Annotated in this window: 21 protein-coding genes; 2 read left to right on the plus strand and 19 right to left on the minus strand. The window is 65.1% G+C overall.

Annotated features, from left to right (window positions below):
- Positions 1 to 37: 37 nt before the first annotated feature.
- Positions 38 to 1,807 (plus strand): ABC transporter transmembrane domain-containing protein, encoded by a 1,770-nt coding sequence (locus tag AB4Y82_RS09260; protein WP_441603255.1) that lies wholly within the window; start codon positions 38 to 40, stop codon positions 1,805 to 1,807.
- A 4-nt stretch (positions 1,808 to 1,811) separates the two neighbouring features.
- Here AB4Y82_RS09260 and AB4Y82_RS09265 read toward each other — a convergent pair whose 3' ends face one another.
- The 13 genes from AB4Y82_RS09265 to AB4Y82_RS09325 all read right to left on the minus strand — a co-directional run bounded on the left by AB4Y82_RS09265 (position 1,812) and on the right by AB4Y82_RS09325 (position 14,327).
- A complete protein-coding gene (locus AB4Y82_RS09265) occupies positions 1,812 to 3,176 on the minus strand; it encodes an HdeD family acid-resistance protein (RefSeq protein WP_441603254.1) in 1,365 nt (454 codons plus the stop codon).
- Positions 3,177 to 3,219: 43 nt separating this feature from the next.
- On the minus strand, positions 3,220 to 4,398 hold the full coding sequence (locus tag AB4Y82_RS09270) for an MFS transporter (RefSeq protein WP_441603253.1): 1,179 nt from the start codon (positions 4,396 to 4,398) through the stop codon (positions 3,220 to 3,222).
- 126 nt (positions 4,399 to 4,524) lie between these two features.
- On the minus strand, positions 4,525 to 5,259 hold the full coding sequence (locus tag AB4Y82_RS09275) for a copper homeostasis protein CutC (protein ID WP_441603252.1): 735 nt from the start codon (positions 5,257 to 5,259) through the stop codon (positions 4,525 to 4,527).
- Positions 5,259 to 6,284, minus strand: a complete 1,026-nt coding sequence (locus tag AB4Y82_RS09280) for a N(4)-(beta-N-acetylglucosaminyl)-L-asparaginase (protein ID WP_441603251.1) — start codon at positions 6,282 to 6,284, stop codon at positions 5,259 to 5,261. The genes AB4Y82_RS09275 and AB4Y82_RS09280 overlap by 1 nt, the downstream gene beginning before the upstream one ends.
- Before the next feature lie 104 nt (positions 6,285 to 6,388).
- Positions 6,389 to 6,595 (minus strand): cold-shock protein, encoded by a 207-nt coding sequence (locus tag AB4Y82_RS09285; RefSeq protein ID WP_026633225.1) that lies wholly within the window; start codon positions 6,593 to 6,595, stop codon positions 6,389 to 6,391.
- A 160-nt stretch (positions 6,596 to 6,755) separates the two neighbouring features.
- Positions 6,756 to 7,499 (minus strand): S-methyl-5'-thioinosine phosphorylase, encoded by a 744-nt coding sequence (locus AB4Y82_RS09290; protein ID WP_121879682.1) that lies wholly within the window; start codon positions 7,497 to 7,499, stop codon positions 6,756 to 6,758.
- Entirely contained in the window at positions 7,496 to 8,077 is a 582-nt protein-coding gene (locus AB4Y82_RS09295; protein WP_441603250.1) for an NADPH-dependent FMN reductase, read from the minus strand. The genes AB4Y82_RS09290 and AB4Y82_RS09295 overlap by 4 nt, the downstream gene beginning before the upstream one ends.
- 26 nt (positions 8,078 to 8,103) lie before the next feature.
- A complete protein-coding gene (locus AB4Y82_RS09300; protein ID WP_441603249.1) occupies positions 8,104 to 8,652 on the minus strand; it encodes a hypoxanthine-guanine phosphoribosyltransferase in 549 nt (182 codons plus the stop codon).
- Positions 8,649 to 9,671, minus strand: coding sequence for a beta-N-acetylhexosaminidase (gene nagZ / locus AB4Y82_RS09305; protein ID WP_441603248.1), 1,023 nt, complete (start codon positions 9,669 to 9,671; stop codon positions 8,649 to 8,651). The genes AB4Y82_RS09300 and nagZ overlap by 4 nt, the downstream gene beginning before the upstream one ends.
- Positions 9,665 to 10,192, minus strand: a complete 528-nt coding sequence (locus AB4Y82_RS09310; protein WP_441603247.1) for a CYTH domain-containing protein — start codon at positions 10,190 to 10,192, stop codon at positions 9,665 to 9,667. The genes nagZ and AB4Y82_RS09310 overlap by 7 nt, the downstream gene beginning before the upstream one ends.
- Positions 10,193 to 10,259: 67 nt before the next feature.
- Entirely contained in the window at positions 10,260 to 11,573 is a 1,314-nt protein-coding gene (gene rlmD, locus AB4Y82_RS09315; RefSeq protein ID WP_441603246.1) for a 23S rRNA (uracil(1939)-C(5))-methyltransferase RlmD, read from the minus strand.
- Positions 11,574 to 11,655: 82 nt separating this feature from the next.
- Positions 11,656 to 12,258: a YdbL family protein gene (locus tag AB4Y82_RS09320; protein WP_441603245.1), complete on the minus strand. Its 603-nt coding sequence runs from the start codon at positions 12,256 to 12,258 to the stop codon at positions 11,656 to 11,658.
- A gap of 47 nt (positions 12,259 to 12,305) precedes the next feature.
- Positions 12,306 to 14,327 (minus strand): hypothetical protein, encoded by a 2,022-nt coding sequence (locus AB4Y82_RS09325; protein ID WP_441603244.1) that lies wholly within the window; start codon positions 14,325 to 14,327, stop codon positions 12,306 to 12,308.
- 44 nt (positions 14,328 to 14,371) lie between these two features.
- Between AB4Y82_RS09325 and AB4Y82_RS09330 the strand changes: the two genes are divergently transcribed.
- The gene (locus AB4Y82_RS09330) at positions 14,372 to 15,127 is read left to right on the plus strand and encodes a response regulator (protein ID WP_441603243.1); all 756 of its coding nucleotides are present in this window, start codon (positions 14,372 to 14,374) and stop codon (positions 15,125 to 15,127) included.
- Between the two features lie 2 nt (positions 15,128 to 15,129).
- Here the strand turns inward: AB4Y82_RS09330 and recO are convergent, their stop codons facing one another.
- The 6 genes from recO to lepA all read right to left on the minus strand — a co-directional run bounded on the left by recO (position 15,130) and on the right by lepA (position 20,852).
- Positions 15,130 to 15,840 carry a DNA repair protein RecO gene (gene recO / locus AB4Y82_RS09335; RefSeq protein WP_441603242.1) on the minus strand — a complete coding sequence of 237 codons (711 nt, stop codon included), beginning with the start codon at positions 15,838 to 15,840 and terminating at the stop codon, positions 15,130 to 15,132.
- An 87-nt stretch (positions 15,841 to 15,927) separates the two neighbouring features.
- Positions 15,928 to 16,869 (minus strand): GTPase Era, encoded by a 942-nt coding sequence (gene era, locus AB4Y82_RS09340; RefSeq protein WP_441603241.1) that lies wholly within the window; start codon positions 16,867 to 16,869, stop codon positions 15,928 to 15,930.
- A complete protein-coding gene (gene rnc / locus AB4Y82_RS09345) occupies positions 16,866 to 17,522 on the minus strand; it encodes a ribonuclease III (RefSeq protein WP_441603240.1) in 657 nt (218 codons plus the stop codon). Before rnc ends, era begins: the two co-directional genes overlap by 4 nt.
- A 15-nt stretch (positions 17,523 to 17,537) precedes the next feature.
- Complete coding sequence (locus tag AB4Y82_RS09350; protein WP_441603239.1) at positions 17,538 to 17,915, minus strand: DUF4845 domain-containing protein; 378 nt, start codon at positions 17,913 to 17,915, stop codon at positions 17,538 to 17,540.
- 144 nt (positions 17,916 to 18,059) lie between these two features.
- Positions 18,060 to 18,962 (minus strand): signal peptidase I, encoded by a 903-nt coding sequence (lepB, locus tag AB4Y82_RS09355; protein WP_441611248.1) that lies wholly within the window; start codon positions 18,960 to 18,962, stop codon positions 18,060 to 18,062.
- Positions 18,963 to 19,061: 99 nt separating this feature from the next.
- The gene (gene lepA, locus AB4Y82_RS09360) at positions 19,062 to 20,852 is read right to left on the minus strand and encodes a translation elongation factor 4 (protein ID WP_441611249.1); all 1,791 of its coding nucleotides are present in this window, start codon (positions 20,850 to 20,852) and stop codon (positions 19,062 to 19,064) included.
- Between the last annotated feature and the right edge of the window lie 18 nt (positions 20,853 to 20,870).

Below are 20,870 nucleotides of genomic sequence, written 5' to 3' on the forward strand. Positions count from 1 at the left end.
TGCGCCAGCCCGGCGCGGATGCCGACGACGAGAACTCATGAGCGAAACCGCCGACACTCAGCGCCCTGCACGTCGCATTGGCACCCTGATGCAGCTGTGGCCGTTCGTGCGACCCCATCGCGCGCTGGCCGGCGGGTGGCTGGTGTTTCTGGCGATCTCCTCGAGCGCCACGCTGGTGTTGCCGATGGCCGTGCGGCACATGATCGACCAGGGCTTTGGCCATTCCAGCCTCGCCACCATCAATGCCACCTTCCTGGGCTTGTTTGGCGTGGCCCTGGTGTTGGCGTTTGCCACGGCGGCGCGCTACTACTGCATCGCCTTGCTGGGCGAGCGTTCGCTGGCATCGCTGCGCTCTCAACTTTATGCGCATGTGATCCGCCTCGATGTGGGCTTTTTCGAGCGCAGCCGCGTGGGCGAACTTATCTCGCGCCTTGGCACCGACACCGAAGTCATCCAGGCGCTGATCGGCTCGGGCATCTCCGTGGCGCTGCGCAGCGCCGTGATGCTGCTGGGCGCCACAGCCATGATGGTCTGGACCAGCCCCCGACTGGCCGGCCTCACCGCGCTGGTGATTCCCGCCGTGATGCTGCCCATCCTGGTCTTCGGTCGCCGCGTGCAGAAGCTGTCACGCGCCAGCCAGGATCGGCTTGCCGATGCCGCGGCAGTGGCCAATGAAACGCTCAACGCCGCGCCAGCGGTCAAGGCGTATGCGCGCGAGGATATCGAAAGTGCGCGTTACGGCGGCGCCATCGCCCGCGCGCTCGCCACCGCCCGGCAACGCATCGGCATGCGATCGATCCTCACGGCGACCGTCATCGTGCTGTTCTTCGGCGCCATCGCGCTGGTGCTGTGGGCCGGCGCGCGTGATGTGCTGGCCGGCACGCTCGATGTCGGCGTGCTCGCGCAGTTCGTGATCTACGCGTTTCTCGCGGCCGGTTCGCTCGCCGGGCTTTCCGAGGTATGGGGCGACGTGCTGCGTGCGGCAGGCGCGATGGAACGCATTGGCGAACTATTCGAAGAGCGCGCAGAGATCACCAGCCCCGCGCAACCCACGTTCCTGCCTCGTCCGATGGAAGGCGCCTTGCGCTTCGAACACATCCAGTTCCATTACCCGTCCCGACCCGACGCACCTGCGCTACACGACTTCGACCTGAGCATTCGCCCCGGTGAGACCGTGGCGCTGGTTGGGCCTTCCGGAGCGGGCAAGAGCACGGTGTTCGCCTTGCTGCTGCGCTTCTACGATCCGCAGAGCGGACGCATCACACTCGATGGCATCGATCTGCGCGCACTCGCCCTGCCCGAACTGCGCGGCGCCATCGCACTGGTGCCGCAGGAAACGGTGATCTTCGGCGGCAGCGCGGCCGAGAATATCCGCTTCGGTCGCCAGGATGCCGACGATGAGGAAGTGCGCGATGCCGCCCGCGCTGCCGAAGCGCACGACTTCATCATGGCGATGGGCAAGGGCTACGGCGAGGAACTCGGCGAGCGCGGCGTACGCCTGTCCGGCGGCCAACGCCAGCGCATCGCGATCGCCCGCGCCATCCTGCGCGACGCACCGCTGCTCCTGCTGGACGAAGCCACCTCCGCGCTCGATGCCCAATCCGAAGCCGCCATCCAGCAGGCGCTGGAGCGTCTCGAAAAAGGCCGCACCACCCTCGTCATCGCCCACCGCCTCGCTACCGTGCAACGCGCCGATCGCATCGTGGTGATGGACGGCGGCCGCATCGTGGCCCAGGGCACGCATCAAAGCCTGCTGGCCGAAGGCGGTCTCTACGCGGAACTGGCGAGGCTGCAGTTCACTGCCTGAGGCATCACTCGATCGAGCGCTTGCGCTCAGCGTGAATGCTCGTTTTGTCACCTAATGACGCGGCGCTCATCGGCTCACCGCGACGGATCATCCGCGCGTAACGCCAGAAGCGTTTGATTGACGCGATCAACGTGTACCACCCCAGCGGCGTGGGATGGATGGCGGCCTTGAGTGCGCGGGCGTAATCAAGCACGAATCCCGGGGTCCAGGCCATAGCCTCGGCGCGCTTGCGCAATTGGGCGGCGACCCAGAGTTCCGGATTGACCATGGTTCGAAGGAAGCCGCGTTTTGCCGACGATCCTTCCAGCGCGGCCTCCAGACAATGCGCCACCGTGCTGCTGCAATTGCGGCTGGTCAGGTTGTACGTGGCGTCTTCGCGGTAGCGCTTCCAGAACGCCAGCAGGCGTTGGCGGTCGTAGCGATCAAAACGCACTTCCGCGTTCGATTCGCACCAGCCGGCGGATTCCTGCGCATAGCTGGGCTGGAATTTTCCAGGCACGTCGTTGATCGCAGTGGCGCGCAGCATGCGGGTGAAATCGCCGCTGGAGCGATCGATTTCGACAGCCGGATAATGACTGACGTACACATCGGGCGGGCACCCCAGCGCCGCGTGCCCCGTGGAAATCACTCCTTTCGCATCCACCGCAGCGATATAGCGATCCACCAGCGGCTGTGGCACGGCGTCGTCGACGGAGCCCGTCGGCGTCCACACGTAAACGACCAGGTCGCCCGCGGCCTCATCCAGCAGTTCGGGCGTGAAGCCCGCATCGGCAACCGGCATGTCACGCATCAACAGCCACGAAAGCACGGCATGATCGGGCAGTTTCTTCAGTCGCCAGGCCTGCCTGAACATGCCGCAGCCGGAGAGGAAAAGTCCCATGCCGATGCAGTACGGCACCGTGCCCGCGTAGAACGTCGGATACGGCTCGACCATGAAAACCGCAAAGCCCACCTCGAGCAGACCGGTGAGCAACGACAGCCGCCAACCGCGAAAGCGCACCACCAGCGCCGCTGCGATCCGGAAGATGCCATCGAGCAGGAAAGCGAGACCGAAGGCCATCGCCAGGATCACGCTCGCCGCATGATGCGGGTCGACGATCAACAAGCCGAGGATCAGGAACACTACGCCGCGCGCCTTGCGCAGTGCAGCCGAGGTACCGGGCCGGGGCGAGGACACTGCCAGCGTGACCACGGCCTCGACCACCAGCAGATAGCCGAACACGTGCACCGGGAAATACAGCACGTTGTCCAGCGCATCGATAAAGATCGCCACGCCCAGCGCCGCCCAGGCGATGCCCCCGATGGCCAGAATCAGCCAGCGCCGCCGGATGAAATCGCTGCCCAATAGAAGCAAGCCCAACTGCACCATGTGACGACTCCATCGTTCGAACCACGTGCGGACGCGGCGCCCCTCAGGTTTCGCTGCGCGACCTCGCAAGGAACACCGCAAACACCGCGCAACCCAGCGCAATGATGCCCGGCAAGCCGAACAGCGCATTCACGCCCATCGCTACGCCCGCGAGTGTCGGTCCCATCAGCGCGCCCAGGCCCCATGCCAGCCCCATCACGGCATAGACGCCCACCAGATCGTTGCCCTGGAAGCGACTGCCCACCATCGCCAGCATCACGGTGTAGATGCCCACGAACAGTCCACCCCACACGAACACCACGGCGAACGCCAGCCATGTCTCGCGCAACGCGAACGGCCAGAACAACGCCGTCAGCGCGGAAATCGCGGCCAATGCCAGCACCAGGCGCCGCTTGTCGACCTTGTCGGCCAGCCAGCCAATGGGCAGCTGCAACACGATGGCGCCGAACATCAACACCGAGATCAGCTGCATGGCACGCGCCTGTGTCCAGCCCAGCTGCGTGGCATACAACGAGATGAAGGAAAGTCCGGCAGTCTCTACCCCTGCATTGAGCACCGTGGTGGCCAAGGCAATCGGCGCCAGGCGCATATAGCGGAGGGGCTGCGCGCGCTCGGGCACACTGCGCCGGGGCGCCACCACCCAGGGCGGCAGGATGAACGCCACCGCCGCCAGCGCGATGGCCGCACCGGCGAGATAAGCACCCGCATCCACGCCCAGCACCGACAGCAAGGCCGGCCCCAGCACCATGCCCAGCGAGAGCGCGGCGGTATAGACGGCCATGGTGCGACCGCGTGCCTGCTCGGTGCTGAGCACGTTGGTCCAGGTTTCCGACATTACGAATAGGACTTCGGCAGCCATGCCGAGCACCACGCGCATCGGAAACCACCACGCCACGTCAGTGACTCGTGCGAACGCAGCCAGCACGACGGCCGTGACCACCAGGGCCGCCACGGCCAGTGTCCGAGCGCCGAAGCGTGCGGCGAGGGTCGGCATCACGGGCGCGATCAGCAACACGCCCAGCGCATGCATGGCCGCGTTGAGGCCGATGTAACTGCCGGAGTGCCCGCTCGCCGCCAGGCTCATGGCGATCAGCGGGGCGGAGAGGCTATAGCTCAGGCCGAAGATGGTGGCGGCCACGATGACAGCCGCGGTGGACAGCAAACGGGGCCAGCGGCCCAGGAGGAGCGTCGCCGAGGCGGCAGTCTCCTGCGGCGCACTCATGGCCGCACGCCCGGCGCCGGGGCCGCTCGAACACCTCGCCTGCTCCGCTCATCCATGCCGTGGACTCTCTGGAGGAAGGGTGACGCGGTTCGAGCTTAAGGCGCCATCGGTCTGAATGACAGCAAATCAGGCCTTCGAGTGGAGCGCAGCAACCAGGGCGTGCACTTCATCCACGTCGCTGCGGACCTCGCCAGCGGCCATATCGGTCAAGGCCGGATTGCTCCAACGCATGCCCGACGGCAGCATGCCCTTGGCCGAAGCGTGGAGTTCCGATGCGCCGGTCGCCTTGGCAAGCTCAGCGATATTGGCGGCCCGAACACCTGCACCCGGCATCACCACGATGCGGCCGGCCGCCTGGTCGATCAGCTGGCGAAGCGTATCGGCCCCGTCGATGGCCGCTATCGCACCGCCGGAAGTGAGCACGCGCTCCGCCCCCAAGGCCACGACATCCTCCAGCGCCCGAGGCAGATCACGCGTCATATCGAACGCGCGGTGGAAGGTCACGCCCATGCCGCCCGCCGCTGAAAGCAGCGGTTTGCAGCGCGCCACATCGACGCGCGCATCGGCATCGAGCACGCCAAACACCACGCCATCGCAACCCAGCGAAAGACAGGTCTCGATGTCGTGCTGCATCACGTCCAGCTCGTCATCGTTGTAGAGAAAGTCGCCGGCACGTGGACGTATCAGCACGTACAGCGGGATGCTCAGGCGCTCGCGCACCTGGGCGATCTGCGCCATCGATGGAGTGAGCCCACCCAATTCCAGGCCGGTGCACAACTCCACCCGGTCCGCACCGCCCGCCTGCGCGGCCAGCGCGGACGCCAGCGAATTGGCAGCGACTTCGAGCAGGCGTCGTGCCATCAGTACACGCTCTTGGACGGCACCAACCCATCCTGTTTGGTCGCGTCGCATACGGCATACGAGAAGCCGGACTGGATCGCGAACGCGCCCACTTCGCCGTGCTTGTTCATGGCAAGAAAGCCGACCTGCAGGTCCTTCGACGCCGCGGGCCGGCGCTTGACGATGCGCATCACCGCCTCGCGGCAGGCGTCCTGCGGCGAGCGACCATGACGCATCAACTCCACCACCAGGAAGCTGCCCACGTTGCGGATCACTTCCTCGCCCACGCCGGTCGAGGTGGCCGCGCCGACATCGCCATCCACGTACAGGCCTGCCCCGATGATGGGACTGTCGCCCACGCGCCCGCGCATCTTCCACGCCATGCCGCTGGTGGTGCAGGCACCGGCCAGGCGGCCGTTGGCATCGATGGCCAGCATGCCGATGGTGTCGTGGTTGCCCTTGCCGCCCGGCATGCCGGTCTTGCCGTAGTCGCGCACTTCGCTGTTGGCCGAGGGTTGGTAGTGGGCCGTCTTCAGCCACTCCTTCCACGCCGCCTCGGACTCCGGGGTCAGCAGTTCTTCCTTCTTGAAGCCCTGCTCCAGCGCGAACTGCAGCGCGCCATCACCGGCCAGCAAGACATGCGGCGTGCGTTCCATGACACGACGCGCCACCTGGATCGGATGAGCGATGTGCTCCAGCGCCGCGACCGCACCGCAACTGCCGTCGGCGTCCATGATGCTGGCGTCCAGGGAGACGTGGCCGTCGCGATCCGGATAGCCGGCGCGGCCTACGCTGTGATTCTTCAGATCCGCTTCCGGGATCATCACGCCCGCCTCGACGGCGTCCAGCGACCCACCGCCCTTCGACAACACGCCCCACGCGGCCTGGTTGGCGGCCACGCCGAAGTCCCAGGTCGAGATCACGCGCGCACCCGTGCTGCCCTTGCTCGTCCCACTGGCGCCGGCCAGCGCATGCGCGCCACCCGCCAGTGCCACCGCGGAGGCCCCCAGCACGGAGGCCTTCAGAAACCCTCTACGATCCGTCATCACCCCTCCACTCCAACCACTCCACACAAAAAAAGAAAGCCCCGCGCCTTGCGACGCGGGGCTTCCTCACATCGATGACCGGCGCTGGCGCCGGTTCGCCGACATTAGCCGGCGATTTCGACGCCCGAAGCCTGGGCGCCCTTCGGGCCCGTGGTGACTTCGAACTTCACGCGCTGACCTTCCTGCAGGCTACGGAAGCCCTTGGAGTTGATTGCCGAAAAGTGGACGAACACGTCCTCCCCACCGTCCTCAGGCGCGATGAAGCCGAAACCCTTGGCGTCGTTGAACCACTTGACCGTACCGAAACGCATTGCGTGAACCTCTGAATCATGGACTGGATGCACCACGGTAAGCGCTGAACCACCTTGACCCCTTGGTCCGCCGCCCCTGGCACAACGGAAGTATCAACATGTTTTATGGCAAAGCGCAATATGGTGACCACTTTGACACGATCAAAACCGTACCGGTTGCTCAGCTTTTGAGCAGAACACCCAGGATGCGGGGTACCTCGGCGGTGGCTGCTGCCAGGTGGGCGAAGATTTCCTCGATGCTGATCTCCGCCTCGTCGCCACAACCGGCGGCGAAGTTCGCAACCAGCGCGAGACAGGCGTAAGGCAGCTCCAGTTCGCGGGCGAGCACGGCCTCGGGCATGCCGGTCATGCCGACCAGGTCGCAGCCGTCGCGCTTCATGCGGGCGATCTCCGCCCGGGTCTCCAGGCGCGGACCCTGGGTCGCGCCATAGCAACCACCATCAATGACAGCGATGTCAGCCTTGGCCGCCGCGTCGATCAGTTCGCGACGCAGCGACTCGGTGTACGGCTCGCTGAAATCGATATGACGCACCTCGGCGCCCTCGACATCGCAAAAACTCGTGTAGCGGCCATGGGTGTAGTCGATGATCTGGTCGGGCACCACGATGACGCGCGGACCCATATCGGCGCGGATGCCGCCCACGGCGTTCACCCCGACCACCCGGCGCGCGCCCAGCGAATGCAGTGCCCACAGGTTGGCGCGGTAGTTGACCCGATGCGGCGGCACCGTGTGGCTCTCGCCGTGGCGGGCGAGAAAGGCCAGCTTGCGGCCGGCGAAATCACCCGTCACCACATCGCCCGAGGCCGCGCCGAACGGCGTGTCGATGCGATGGCGCGAGGCGTTCTCCAGGCCCGGAAAGTTGTACAAACCGCTGCCGCCGATGACGGCCAGATCGATGCTCACGATGCGTTCCTATATGCGTTCAATTCGTTCGGTGTCGCCGCCAACCGCTCGGCAAAGCCTGCGAGATGGCGAGTCAGTGCCTCGCGCGTCCGCTCATCGCTCAACTGACCGTCGACGATCTTGGTATGCGCGTGGAACACCAGCACGTCGCCCTGCGGCTCGGTACGGGCGCCTGCGCGGCGCAGGATCAGGCGCAGTTGGTCCTGCGCTCGCACCGTCCCGGTGACGCCCGGGCTCGCGCCGATGATGCAGACGGTCTTGCCGGCGAGCGCAGCCACTTTGCGCGCCTTGCCGGCGCGCGAGGCCCAATCCACCGCATTCTTCAGCACGCCGGTGATGCCGCCGTTGTATTCCGGGCAGGCAATCAGCAGCCCGTCGGCCCGATCGATGGCGTTCTTGAACTCGACCACCGACTCGGGATCGCCCTGCTCTTCCACGTCCTGATTGAACATCGGCAGGTCGTGCAGGCGATGCATCACGATGTTCATGCCGGCCGGCGCAAGCTCCTGCGCCGCATGCAGCAGCGCGGTATTGAACGAAGCCTCGCGCAGGCTGCCGGAAATCCCCAAAACATTCATGCGTGACTCCGTGGTCGATCGTCGCCTTACTTGAGCGCGTAAATGCCCGGCAGATTGCGGCCCTGCTCGTGATAGTCCATGCCAAAGCCGAACACGTAGCGATCAGGCAACTGGACGCCGTTGAAGTCGGCCTGGATGCCGTCGACCAGGCGGTCGTGCTGCTTGGTGCACAGACTCACCACCAGCACGCGGCGTGCGCCGCGGCGCATGCAGTCGTCGCGCACGGCCTTCAAGGTATGACCTTCATCGAGGATGTCGTCCACCAGCAGCACGGTGCGGCCGGCGAGATCCACCGCCGGCTCGCGCAGCCAATGCAGCTCGCTGCCCGAGGTGGCGCCGCGATAACGCGTGGCATGCACATAGTCGAACTCAACATCGGTGCGGATGGCCAGTGCGAGATGACCGGCAAAAATCAGCGCGCCGTTCATCACGGTAAGAAAGACGGCGCGCTCGCCATCGAGCGCGACGTCGATGTCGCGCCCCATGTCGACAATGACCGACTCCAGCGCCGCGCGATCGAACAACAGCTCGGCACCGGCAAGTGCGGTAGCCAGTGAAGGGGTGGATGTACTCATGCCGAAGCTTGTCCTTCCACGGCGTGCAGCGCCGCGATGCGCGCGATGAATCGTTCGCGCTGGGGGTTGTCGTTGAGGCCGTCCCAGGTGGAGGCCACGTCGCCGCGCAGGGCGGCGATGCGTTCGGGCGAGGTGGCCGCGCGGTCTTGCACAGCGGCAATCGCCTCGTCCACCACGTCGGGGAAGCAGGCGAGCACCAGGTCGCAGCCTGCATCCAAATGGGAATGCACGCGACCGGTCACGCCGCCTGCCGCGCCAGCAGCGGCCATGCTGATGTCGTCGCTGATCACCGCGCCGCCAAAGCCCAGCTCGTTGCGCAAGATGTCCTTGATCCAGCGCGAGGAAAAACCTGCCGGCTGTGCGTCGACCTGGGGATAGACCACGTGCGCCACCATGACCGCCTCGGCGTGCGCCGCCATGCCTTCGACGAAGGGCAGCAGATCTTCGCGACGAATCACGTCCAAGGGACGCGTATCCACTGCCGTGGCCTTGTGCGTATCCGCCGCCACCGAACCGTGACCCGGAAAATGCTTGAGCACGGCAGCCATGCCGCCCAGGTGCATGCCGCGCACATAGGCCTGGCCAAGCTCAGCAGCCACCGCGGGATCGGCGTGAAACGCGCGCAGACCGATCGCAGCGTTGCCGCGCGCCAGATCCACGACGGGGGCAAAGCTGAAATCCACGCCGCTGGCGCGCAACTCGCTGGACATCACCCAGGCGTGTTCTTCGGCCAGGCGGATGGCGTCTTCCGGATCGCGGTCGTACACGGCGCCGATCGCCGACAACGGCGGCAGGCGCGTGAAGCCCTCACGGAAACGCTGGACCGGGCCGCCTTCCTGATCCACGGCGATGAGCATGTCGTCGCCGCCGACCTCGCGAATATCGTCGATCAGTTTCATCAACTGATCGCGCGTACTGAAATTGCGCGAGAACAGCACCACGCCGGAAACGCCGGGCGCCTTGAGCCATGCATGCTCCGACGCAGCGAGTGTGGCGCCTGCCAGGCCGATCATCAGCATGAGGTGGGTTCTCCGGCCGCCTGACGCTCGTCCGACGTCCAGCGCGCATACGGATGCGCGATCAGGTTGACGTTGTAGTAGCGCGGCAGGTGGCTCACTTCGCGCCCCAGCCACGAGGGGCGCGGAAACGAGGCGTCGGTGCTGGGCAATTCCACCTCGACCACGACCAGTCCCGCATTGTCGCCAAAGAATTCGTCGACCTCGAACAGCACGCCGTCGACGACCACGTGATGCCGGATCTTCTCCACTACGCCGTCGCACAGCTCGGCGAGCATTTGCTCGGCATCGGCGATGGGCACGGGGTATTCAAACTCGGCGCGCTCGATGCCGAGCTTGGCCGATTTGATATTGAGCCACCCACGATCCCCGGTGCGGCGTACGCGCACCGACGCCCGCGCGGTACCGTCGTGCAGCGCCTGCGCACTGACCAGATAGCCCTGGGCGATGCGCTCGCTTTCGCTCACGGCGTCTCGCCAGCTGTCATCGCTGAGGAGGAATTTACGTTCGATCTCGATGCCCATGCGTCAACCGATGATTGGGGAAGGATGTGACGGAGCGGTGAAGGCGTCCCGCCTTCCTTGCCCTGGCTCAGCGTTCGAACAGCGCGATGGACTCCACGTGCGCCGTATGCGGGAACATATCCATCACGCCGGCCGCACTCAAGCGGAACCCATGCTTCTGCACCAGGATGCCGGCGTCACGCGCCAGTGAACCCGGGTGGCACGAGACATAGACAATGCGGCTGGTCTCCTTGTGCGGCAGATACTCCAGCACCTTGTCAGCGCCGGCGCGCGGCGGATCGAGCAACAGCTTGTCCCACGATTGCTTGGCCCAGTGGGTGTGACGCTGATCTTCGAACAGGTTGGCCACTTCGAAGCGGGCGTGGGTGATGCCGTTGCGTGCGGCGTTTTCCGCAGCGCGCTCGACCAGGCCATGCTCGCCCTCCACGCCGACCACCTCGGCGACGCGGCGACCAATCGGCAGCGTGAAATTGCCCAGGCCGCAGAACAGATCCAGCACGCGATCCGTGGGCTGCGGATCGAGCAGCTCCATCGCACGCGCCATCATGCGGCGATTCATGCCGGCATTGACCTGGACGAAATCGAGCGGGCGGAACTCCAGCTCCACGTCCGCGAACGCGGCATTGTCGCTGGGGATGTTGAAGGCCAGCCGCGGCGACTCCGGCCACAGCGGATGCACGCTGGTCACGCCGCCCGGCTGCAGGTAAATCGCAAAACCATGCTGCTGACCGAACGCAATCAAGGCCGCCTGATCGCGCTCGCTCAACGGCTGCATGTGGCGGAACACCAGCGCCACCACATCGTCGCCGGCGGCGAACTCGATCTGCGGAATGTCGGAGGCGGCATCCATGCTGCTGACCAGTTCGGCCAGCAAACCGATCTTGGGACCCAGCGCCGGATGCACGACTTCACACTGGGTGATGTCGGCGACAAAGCGCGGATTGCTCTCTTCGCGAAAGCCCACCAGCACGCGCCCCTTCTTCGCCACCGAGCGCACGGACAGGCGTCCCTTGCGACGATAACCCCAGGGCTCATCAGTCAGCGGCGGCAACCACAGCTCCGGCATCACTTTGCCAATGCGTTCGAAGTTGTCCTTCAGCACGCGCTGTTTCACTTCGATCTGCGCCGTCGCATCCAGATGCTGCAGCGAGCAGCCGCCGCACTGGCCGAAATGACGGCAGCGCGGCTCAACGCGATGCGGCGAGCGGGTCACCAGTTCCACCACTTCAGCTTCGTCGTAGTGACGATGACGCTTGCGGATGCGCAGCTTGACCTCTTCGCCCAACAGCGCGCCGCTGACGAATACGGCCTTGCCGTCGATGCGGGTGACGCCCTTGCCGTCGTGGCTGAGGTCGGTGATGGTGGCTTCGAATTCTTTCATCGTGGCAACTGTCTTCCAAAAACGCGCACGCCCGGATCAGCAGGACCCGGGCGCGTTGATCGGGTGATGAGGAGCGATGAGCTTATTTCTGCTTCCACGCCCCCGAGGGGTCCTGATAATACCAGCCCGGCCGCGCCCGCTCGATCCAGCCCTTGGCAAAGGTGGCGCGGATCTGCGCTTCCCATTCCGGATGGTTGTTGGCGTTGGCCACTTCGCGGTACAGCGCATTGCGATCGCGATTCTCGTCTGCCACCGCGGCGCTCAAGCCCGCCCGCTGGTCGAGCGGCACCTTGCCAGCGTCACGCACGGCCACCAGCCCATCCTGGGTGAAGCCCACCGCACCGCTATTGAAGAGCGGCGTCAGCGTGTCGCGGAAACGCGCCTGCATGCGGCCGTGGATCGCCTCCGTGGTCGCCGTCTGCACGCGCAGGTTCGGCGCATCGGCCGCGTAGGCGGCGGGAATCAGCAGGTCGAGCAACATGGCCGAGGGCTGGTTGTTCTTCTTCGGCGGTGCCGGCTGGTCGTCCTTGGCCGGCTGGGCCGGCGCCGAACTGTCGAGCACGGTGCCAATGAACTGATCGGCGGCCTTTTGCGCGGCCGCTTCAGGAAAATAGACATTGATGGTGACGCACCCCACCAGCGCGACCAGCAGCGTGGTCAGCAATCCATAGACGAGCTTGCGCATGATTTCGACTCCTTGGGGGTGGGGATGGGTCTAAGGCGTGCTTTGCCCTAGTGGACTTCCGGTCCATTGCCTTCCATAGCCGCCTTCAATCGACGGACGAGCGTTGGCCAGTCGACCTGCGCCTGGTGACCAATCACCTGCAGGCGCGGCAAGCCGCTGCCTTCGACGATAGTGTAGCCATCGGCATCGTTGTCGAGGCCACCCATATGGCATACCGACGCTTGCAACGTGCAGTTGAGGCCGATGCGCTTATAACCAAACGTCTTGAACAACTTGAGCACGGCGCCCTGCAAACCGGCTGCCACGCCGCCGCCACCGACGGCCGTCAGGTTGTTCACGGCGCGTTGACTGATGCGCCCGCCGCTGCCGGCGAGCAGGTTGGCCTTGAACGCCACCGGGTTCCAGTTGACCAGGCGCAGCTCATTGACGGAGCCGTCCATACGGCCGGTGATGCTGCCGAAGTCGAACACACTGGTCATGGCGGCCAGATCAAGCTGGCGCAATTGCACGTCGCCGGTGAGCACGGGACTGGGGCCAAAGGGCCCCTGCAGGCTCAGTCGCGTGATGTCGACAAAGCCATCGAAGACATTGACCGACAGGCCACCCTCGAGCTCAAAGCGATCATCCACCCAGCGCATGGCGGGAATGGCGCCGCCCAGGGTCCCCGGGAACTCCGGCCAGCCCATGGTGCGTGAGAACGAGGCCATGTCGATGCCGGCGAAAGCGAGCGAGGTTTCCAGTCGGCGCCCCTTCGCAGCGGCCGGGCGCCACGCCAGATCGCCCACATGCACACGCCCGTTCAGCACCGGAATATCCACCGCGCGCTGCAGGGTCAAGGCGCCACCCTTGCTCTGCCAGCGCAACTGCGTGGCACCGTTGGGTATGCGGTAGACCTGCAGGGCCTGCCACGACATCGAGGTCACCGGGCGGTCGTTGCTGGCATTCCAATCGAGACCGCCGCGCAAACCTTTCACGGCCAGGCGCCCGTCGGCATCGGCGGCGTCCAGACCGTCGGTGTCGAAAGCAAAACTTCGCAGGCCATCGGCGCCCAGATCGAGATTGCCGCTGAGCTCGCCATCGATGCGCATGTCGCGCAAGCCCAGCGTCGCCAGCCATGCCTGCCCGTACCGCTGGTACGCCGCCGGGAAGCGCGACTGCAGGCGATCGAGCTTGAGCTGCTGCAGGTCGCCCTTGGCGTTGAACGACATGGCCCCCTCAAGCTGCAGGGCATCGGCATCAGCCACGCGCAGGCGATTGAAATCGACCGCGCCGTTGCGCGTCGCGGCGGACAGGCTCAGCTGCACGGGGTGATCGGGCAGTCGCGCATAGATGGGGCCCAACAGCAGCTCGCCACCGCGCAGGCTGGCATCCAGGTCGATGCGGGTGGGTGCGCTGGTCGTGTCGAGGTTGAGTCGACCGTTGCCATTGACGGACTGTCCGGCCAAGGCACCGCCGGGCGTATCGAACCCGCCGCCGTTGAGCGCAAATTGCCCGGACGCCTGCAGGCCTTTGTCCTGAATATCCAGCGCCATGTCCGCATCAAGCTTGCCGCCGGTGGCTCGTCCGGACCAGACCGTGCTCAACAAGCCCTGCAACCAGGCCAGCGGCACGCCCTTGAGGCTGATCTGGGCGTGGGTCGGCTGGTCCAGCGGCAAGGCCGTGCTCGCCTGGATCACGCCCTGGGTCAGGTCGATCTGCAGCGTATTGGCCGCCTCGTCGATCACCATCGACACCTTGGCGTTGCTCAGTGCCGCGCCCGGGGCACCGGCAAGCTGGGCGGTGCCATCGAACAACCAGCGCATATGGGTGTCACGCTGGAGCACACCCTGCAGGTCCACGCCGACGCGCTTCCAGCCCATCGCCGGTACGTCGGCCTTGGCCGCGTGCAGACTGAGCTTGAGGCCACCCTCCCCGTCTTCGCCGATCTGCGACTGCACGCCCTGCATCTTCAGCCCGGGAGCGGTCACCGTCTTGGCGCCCAGCGCAACATCGGCGCGGGCTGGCAGCGACCAGCACGCCCAAAAGAGCATGCAGAGAGTGAGAATAAGTTGGCTTGATGTGGGGCGCATGAAGCGCCATTCTGCCAAAATCAGCTGAACGACACGGACAAGTCATGCAACACACGCTTTCCAGCGAGCCTTCAGGCCATCGGAGCGCGCCCATCACCGTCCGCGCCCTGGTAGCCGACGACGACCCGAGCAGCCGTCTTTTCCTGGTGGAAGCCCTGCGCAGCCTCGGTCTGCACGCGCATGCCTGCCATGACGGCCCCTCGGCGATTGCCATGGCACGCCACGAGGCCTTCGACCTGCTCCTGCTGGATTGCCGCATGCCCGGCGCAGGCGCCGAGGAAGTGCTCACCGCCTTGCGCCACGATCCGCAGGCACGCTCCAGCGATTGCACCGCCGTCGCCACCAGCGCCGAGATGGATGTCATCGAACGGCAACGCCTGCTTTCCGCGGAATTCAGCGAGGTGCTGCAAAAGCCCTGCAGCCTGGCCGACCTGCGTCGCATCCTCGCGCTGGTCTATGCGGGCGCTGCCGCCGTGCCGTTGCTGGATGACGAGCAGGCGATCGCCACCATGGGCGACGCGGATGTGGTGAGGGCGATGCGCACGCTGCTACGCGCGGAGTTGGCAGGGCTGTATCAGGATCTTGATGCGCTGCTGGACGATACCGAAGCACTCGCCGACCGCATGCATCGACTGCGTTCGTCCTGCGGCTTCTGCGGCGCAGCGGCGCTCGGCGTCCAGGCAACGTTGCTGCAGCGCCATCTCAAGCTCAAGCATTCCGGTTCGCTGGCGCCGCTGTCGCGCTTTCGTCGTTCGCTGCTGGCCACCATCGAAGCGCTGGGCGGCGAAACGACCGCCTGAGCTCAGCGACGCGACAACGCCGCACCCAGCACGTGCCACGCCCGCAGCTCCCCACCGCCCAGATGAAAGCGGATCACCTCGCGCATCATGCTGCGCAGGGCAGACAGTCCAGCGGTATCGGGCATCTCGTCGCCGGCCAGGGCGAGCAGATCGACACCGCGCAAGGCATGCGCCGTTCCCGGGCGGCATGGTGCAGGCCCCTGCTCCACGACATAGCGGTAGAGCTGCGTCGGTTCCAGCGGCTCGCCGGACTCCGCTTCGACTTCCAGCTGCAGGCCATAGCCGATGGCTTCGAGCAGGTCGCGCTCGAAACGCCGCAGCGTCCAGGCCAAAGGCTCGCCACCCGCAAGGCGCGGCAAGGTACGCGCATACGCCTCGAACAAATCAGGCAAGGGATCCTGGCGACCGGTCAGCCGCACGCAGAGCTCATTGAGATAAAGCCCCGCAAGACCGGCATCACCCATCAGACGCAACGGCGGGCTGGTATGTTCCGCGGTCTGCAAGGTGGCCAGTTCGCCGCGCAATAGCAGATCCAGCGACAACCGCTGGAAAGGCTCCAGTTGCGCACGCTGCACGCGCGCACGCTCGCGCCGCACGCCACGCGCCACGATGCCCAGGCGTCCGTGGTCGCGCGTCAGGCATTCAAGCAACAGCGAGGTCTCGCGATAAGGCCGCGAATGAAGCACATAGGCCGGCTGCTGCTCGATACGCATGGCGGTGGCTGTCGGACCCAATCAGTGGATGATCGCGCCTGACCTGCGATGGTCAGGCATACCAGGCAGAGCCACGCATGCGCAGACTCAATCGGTGTACCCGAATTTCTTCAGCATGGTCTCGTCGTCGACCCAGCCTTCGCGCACCTTCACCCACAGGCGAAGGAAAACCTTGCGCTCGAAGGTGCGCTCCATATGGCGACGCGCCGACGTGCCGATCGCCTTGAGCTGCGCACCGCCATTGCCGATAACGATGGCCTTCTGGCCATCGCGTTCCACCCAGATCACCGCGTGGATTTCGGCAATACCATCGGGGCGATCGCTGAACTGCTCGATCTCCACCGTGGTGGCGTACGGGAGCTCCTGGTCCAGGCGCAGCATGAGCTGCTCGCGGACCATTTCAGCGGCGAGGAAACGCTCGCTTCGATCGGTGACTTCGTCTTCGCCAAACACCGGCGGCTGCACCGGCAGGCGCTTGAGGATGCCTGACTCCAGCTCCTTGAGGCCCTTCTCCTTCAGCGCGCTGACGTAGTAGACCTCGTCAAAGCTGTGACGCCCCATCAGCTCCGCCACGAAGGGAAGCATGGTGGTCTTGTCCTTGGCCAGGTCGACCTTGTTGATCACCAGCAGGCGCGGCACTTTCTGCTCGACCAGGGCGTCGTAAAGCGCCTCGTCTTCATCGGTCCAGCGTCCCGCCTCGATCACCTGCACCACCACATCCACTTCGCTGATCGCCGAGCGCGCGGCACGGTTGAGGCTGCGATTCATGGCGCGCTTGGCGCCACGATGCAGGCCCGGCGTATCCACGTACATGATCTGGCCGGCCTCGCTGGTGGCGATGCCGAGGATGCGGTGACGAGTGGTCTGCGGACGCGGGCTGACAATGGACAGGCGAAACCCGATCAGCGCATTGAGCAAGGTGGACTTGCCCACGTTGGGACGCCCCGCGAGCGCTACGGTGCCGCAGCGAAAATCGTCGTGGGGAAGTTCGGCCGGCGCGCCGAGATCGAGTTCGTCGTTGTCGTTCATGAGTTCACTTCCTGCATTAGGCGCAGCACGGTTTCAGCGGCGTCCTGTTCAGCGGCACGGCGGCTGGTGCCATGCCCCTCGGCCCGGATGGGTGCCGGTTCGTTGATTTCGCACGAGACATCGAAGGTCTTGGCGTGGTCTTCGCCATGGCTGTCGATCAGATCGTACTGCGGCAAGGGCCAGCCGTGCGCCTGCAGCAACTCCTGCAGGCGGGTCTTGGCGTCCTTGGAAGAGCGCGGAATAGCCGCCACCAGCGGCTCGAACAGGCCGCGCACCACGTTGCGACACGCCTCGAAACCAGCGTCGAGATACACCGCCGCCAACAGGGCCTCGAAAGCGTCGGCGAGGATGGAATCGCGGCGGAAACCGCCGCTCTTCAATTCACCCGAGCCCAGCTTGAGCTCATCGCCCAGCTCCAGTTCGCGTGCGATGACGGCCAGTGCCTGGCCGTTCACCAGCTGCGCGCGCAAGCGGGACAGCTCGCCCTCGCTCGCGTTCGGGTGAGCCTCATACAACAGCTCGGCAACCACGACACCAAGCAAGGCATCGCCCAGGAACTCCAGCCGCTCGTTGTTGGGCTTCCCGGCGCTGCGATGCGTCAGCGCCAGTACTGCGAGGGCAGGATCACGAAAACAATAGGCGAGCTTGGTCAAATCCTGGGCCTGTGCTTAACCTTCGACATTACCCTGCAGCGCCACGCTCTTTTCGAAGTGCAACAGGAAGTCGATGTTGTACATAAACGGAATGCGCTTGTCGTAGCTGATATTGAGCGACGAGGCATTGCCAGTGCGCTTGATGGTGATGTCCTGCGGCGTGATGGTGTCGTCGCTCACGTACTGGAAATCCAGCTTCTTCATCAGGTCGTTGCGGACCTGGGTTACCGACTTGGGACCACCTTCAGTCGCCAGCTGGTTCATGGCCTTGGTCACGCCCATGAACTCGGTATAGGCCGGCACCAGCTTCATGGCCATGTAGCCAAAAAACGCCACGACCATCAATACGACGAGAAACCCGATCAGGGTGATGCCCGTTTGCTTCGATTTCATAGTCCCCTCGCTATGCCGCCTTACGGCGATACCCGGTTAACTGGCAAGACGCCACCCAGCCGCCCCGGAGGCGGCTTGGCGCGTGCATTGTCGCGCCAAGCTGGCTCGAACGACACCGGGCGCGTACCTATGCCCGTCACGCTTTTAATGAATGACCGTGCCCATGCGATGGAAGGCCACGCTCGAGCCGGTCCAGCTCAGCCAGATCAGGAAGGCCTTGCCGGCCAGGTTCTGCTCCGGCAGGCAGCCCCACCAGCGGCTGTCGGTACTGTTGTAGCGGTTGTCGCCCATGGCCAGGTAGCAGCCCTGCGGCACCACCAGCGGCACATGCGCATTGGGCAGCGGCGGCGGCACCGCGTAGTTGGGCATGCGCGCGGTCAGATGGTTGACCACCCCGCCCAGCCCGTTCGGCAGGTGTTCGTTCCACACCGTGGCGCCCATTTCCAGCATCAGGCGCGACTCGGCGCGCTTGGGATCGCCTTCGTACGGGCCGATGAGGTCTGCGGCCACCGGTTCACCGTTCACGATCAGCTGGTCGCCATGCATCTCGACCCGGTCGCCCGGCATGCCGATGATGCGCTTGATCCAGTTCTGGTTCGGCACCGGGGCATGCGGATCGGCGCAGCTCTGGTCGCCGCTGCGTACCAGCTTGCCGCCGTCTTCGCACAGATAACCCGGGAAGCGGAACACCACCACGTCGCCGCGCTTGGGCTCGCCCAGGCTGACGAACTTGTTGTTGAAGGCCGGCAGGCGCAGGCCATAGGCAAACTTGTTGACCAGGATGAAGTCGCCCACGTCCAGCGTCGGCATCATCGAACCGGACGGGATCCGGAACGGCTCGGCCACGAACGAGCGCAGCACCAGCACCACCAGCACTACCGGGAACAGCGAGCGAGCCCAGTCCACCGCCACCGGCTCGTGCGGTTCCTTGCCTGCCGCGTCGGCCTTGGCCTTGCGCGACTTGTAGAAGAACAGGCGGTCCAGACCCCATACCACGCCGAACAGCACAGTCAGGCCAAGCAGAATCGCCGAAAAATCAAAATCCATTGAAAGCTCCTCAGGAGCAGTGGAACGAGGGTGTGACAGGGAACCATCGATCGGTCGGGCGCCAGAAGGCGTCCCGCCATCGCTGCAACAAGCTCAGCTTTACTTATCCACCTTCAGGACGGCAAGGAAGGCTTCCTGCGGAATCTCCACACGGCCCACCTGCTTCATGCGCTTCTTGCCTTCCTTCTGCTTCTCCAGCAGCTTCTTCTTGCGGCTGACGTCGCCGCCGTAGCATTTGGCCAGCACATTCTTTCGCAGCGCCTTCACGGTGGAGCGCGCGACGATCTGAGCACCAATGGCCGCCTGGATGGCCACGTCAAACTGCTGGCGCGGAATCAGATCCTTCATGCGCTCGACCAGGTCGCGACCACGGCGCTCGGCATGGACACGGTGCACGATCAGGCTCAACGCATCCACCCGGTCGCCATTGATCAGCACGTCCACGCGCACGAACGGGCCGGCTTCGAAGCGCTCGAAGTGATAGTCCATCGATGCATAGCCACGCGACACCGACTTCAGGCGATCGAAGAAGTCGAGCACAACTTCGGCGAGCGGCATTTCATAGGTGATCTGCACCTGGGTGGCCAGGTACTGGATGGAGCGCTGCACGCCGCGCTTTTCCTCGCACAGCGTGATGATGTTGCCGATGTAGTCGGCCGGCGTGAGGATGCTGGCGACGATGATGGGCTCGCGGATTTCCTGCATCAGATGCGACGCCGGCAGCTTGGCCGGATTGTCCAGCATCAAGATCGAGCCGTCGCTCTTGAGCACCTCGTACACCACGGTCGGCGCCGTGCTGATCAGGTCCAGGTCGTACTCGCGCTCCAGGCGCTCCTGCACGATCTCCATGTGCAGCATGCCGAGGAAGCCGCAACGAAAACCAAAGCCCATGGCCTCGGAGCTCTCCGGCTCGAAGAACATCGCGGCGTCATTCAGGCGCAGCTTGTCGAGCGCCTCGCGCAGCGCCGGATAGTCGTCGGCCGATACCGGAAACAAACCGGCGAACACGCGCGGCTGCATGGTCTGGAAGCCAGCCAGCGGCTTCTCGGCGGGCTTGGCCGCCAGCGTCAGCGTGTCGCCCACGGGCGCGCCGTGCACGTCCTTGATCGACGCATTGATCCAGCCCACTTCGCCCGGGGACAGCTTGTCGAGCTTCTTGCGCTTGGGCGTGAATACACCCACTTCGCTCACTTCATGCGAGCGGCCGGTGGACATCACCAGCAGCTTGTCGCCCGGCTTGATCTCGCCCTGCATCACGCGGACCAGCGAGACCACACCCAGATAATTGTCGAACCAGGAGTCGATGATCAGCGCCTGCAGGCGATCGGAATCGCCCACCTTCGGCGGCGGAATGCGAGCGACGATCGCCTCGAGCACTTCCACCACGTTCTGGCCGGTCTTGGCGCTCACCGCAACGGCGTCGTCGGCATCGATGCCGATCACCGCCTCGATCTCGCCCTTCACTTTCTCCGGGTCGGCCGTCGGCAAGTCGATCTTGTTGAGGACCGGCACGACCTCCAGCCCCATCTCCACTGCGGTGTAACAGTTGGCCACCGACTGCGCTTCCACGCCTTGCGCAGCGTCCACCACCAGCAGCGCGCCTTCGCACGCAGCCAGCGAGCGGCTGACTTCATAAGAGAAGTCGACGTGTCCCGGGGTGTCGATGAAATTGAGTTGATACGTCTTGCCGTCGCGCGCCGTGTACGGCAGCGACACCGACTGCGCCTTGATGGTGATGCCGCGTTCGCGCTCGATCGGATTATTGTCGAGCACCTGCGCCTCCATCTCGCGTTCGGTCAAGCCGCCGCAGATCTGGATGATGCGGTCCGCCAAGGTGGACTTGCCGTGATCGATATGGGCAATGATGGAGAAATTTCGAATCAGTTCCATGGAGCACGCTAGCGGCGT

The sequence above is a fragment of the Dyella sp. 2YAF14 genome, from assembly GCF_052114725.1.
Taxonomy (GTDB): Bacteria; Pseudomonadota; Gammaproteobacteria; order Xanthomonadales; family Rhodanobacteraceae; genus Dyella.

Excerpts from the sequence above, each read along its gene's own strand:
- AB4Y82_RS09260 (WP_441603255.1), top strand. The coding sequence starts at position 38 with ATGAGCGAAACCGCCGACACTCAGCGCCCTGCACGTCGCATTGGCACC.
- AB4Y82_RS09265 (WP_441603254.1), bottom strand. The coding sequence starts at position 3,176 with ATGGTGCAGTTGGGCTTGCTTCTATTGGGCAGCGATTTCATCCGGCGG.
- AB4Y82_RS09270 (WP_441603253.1), bottom strand. The coding sequence starts at position 4,398 with ATGAGTGCGCCGCAGGAGACTGCCGCCTCGGCGACGCTCCTCCTGGGC.
- AB4Y82_RS09275 (WP_441603252.1), bottom strand. The coding sequence starts at position 5,259 with ATGGCACGACGCCTGCTCGAAGTCGCTGCCAATTCGCTGGCGTCCGCG.
- AB4Y82_RS09280 (WP_441603251.1), bottom strand. The coding sequence starts at position 6,284 with ATGACGGATCGTAGAGGGTTTCTGAAGGCCTCCGTGCTGGGGGCCTCC.
- AB4Y82_RS09285 (WP_026633225.1), bottom strand. The coding sequence starts at position 6,595 with ATGCGTTTCGGTACGGTCAAGTGGTTCAACGACGCCAAGGGTTTCGGC.
- AB4Y82_RS09295 (WP_441603250.1), bottom strand. The coding sequence starts at position 8,077 with ATGAATGTTTTGGGGATTTCCGGCAGCCTGCGCGAGGCTTCGTTCAAT.
- AB4Y82_RS09300 (WP_441603249.1), bottom strand. The coding sequence starts at position 8,652 with ATGAGTACATCCACCCCTTCACTGGCTACCGCACTTGCCGGTGCCGAG.
- nagZ (WP_441603248.1), bottom strand. The coding sequence starts at position 9,671 with ATGCTGATGATCGGCCTGGCAGGCGCCACACTCGCTGCGTCGGAGCAT.
- AB4Y82_RS09310 (WP_441603247.1), bottom strand. The coding sequence starts at position 10,192 with ATGGGCATCGAGATCGAACGTAAATTCCTCCTCAGCGATGACAGCTGG.
- rlmD (WP_441603246.1), bottom strand. The coding sequence starts at position 11,573 with ATGAAAGAATTCGAAGCCACCATCACCGACCTCAGCCACGACGGCAAG.
- AB4Y82_RS09320 (WP_441603245.1), bottom strand. The coding sequence starts at position 12,258 with ATGCGCAAGCTCGTCTATGGATTGCTGACCACGCTGCTGGTCGCGCTG.
- AB4Y82_RS09325 (WP_441603244.1), bottom strand. The coding sequence starts at position 14,327 with ATGCGCCCCACATCAAGCCAACTTATTCTCACTCTCTGCATGCTCTTT.
- AB4Y82_RS09330 (WP_441603243.1), top strand. The coding sequence starts at position 14,372 with ATGCAACACACGCTTTCCAGCGAGCCTTCAGGCCATCGGAGCGCGCCC.
- recO (WP_441603242.1), bottom strand. The coding sequence starts at position 15,840 with ATGCGTATCGAGCAGCAGCCGGCCTATGTGCTTCATTCGCGGCCTTAT.
- era (WP_441603241.1), bottom strand. The coding sequence starts at position 16,869 with ATGAACGACAACGACGAACTCGATCTCGGCGCGCCGGCCGAACTTCCC.
- AB4Y82_RS09350 (WP_441603239.1), bottom strand. The coding sequence starts at position 17,915 with ATGAAATCGAAGCAAACGGGCATCACCCTGATCGGGTTTCTCGTCGTA.
- lepB (WP_441611248.1), bottom strand. The coding sequence starts at position 18,962 with ATGGATTTTGATTTTTCGGCGATTCTGCTTGGCCTGACTGTGCTGTTC.
- lepA (WP_441611249.1), bottom strand. The coding sequence starts at position 20,852 with ATGGAACTGATTCGAAATTTCTCCATCATTGCCCATATCGATCACGGC.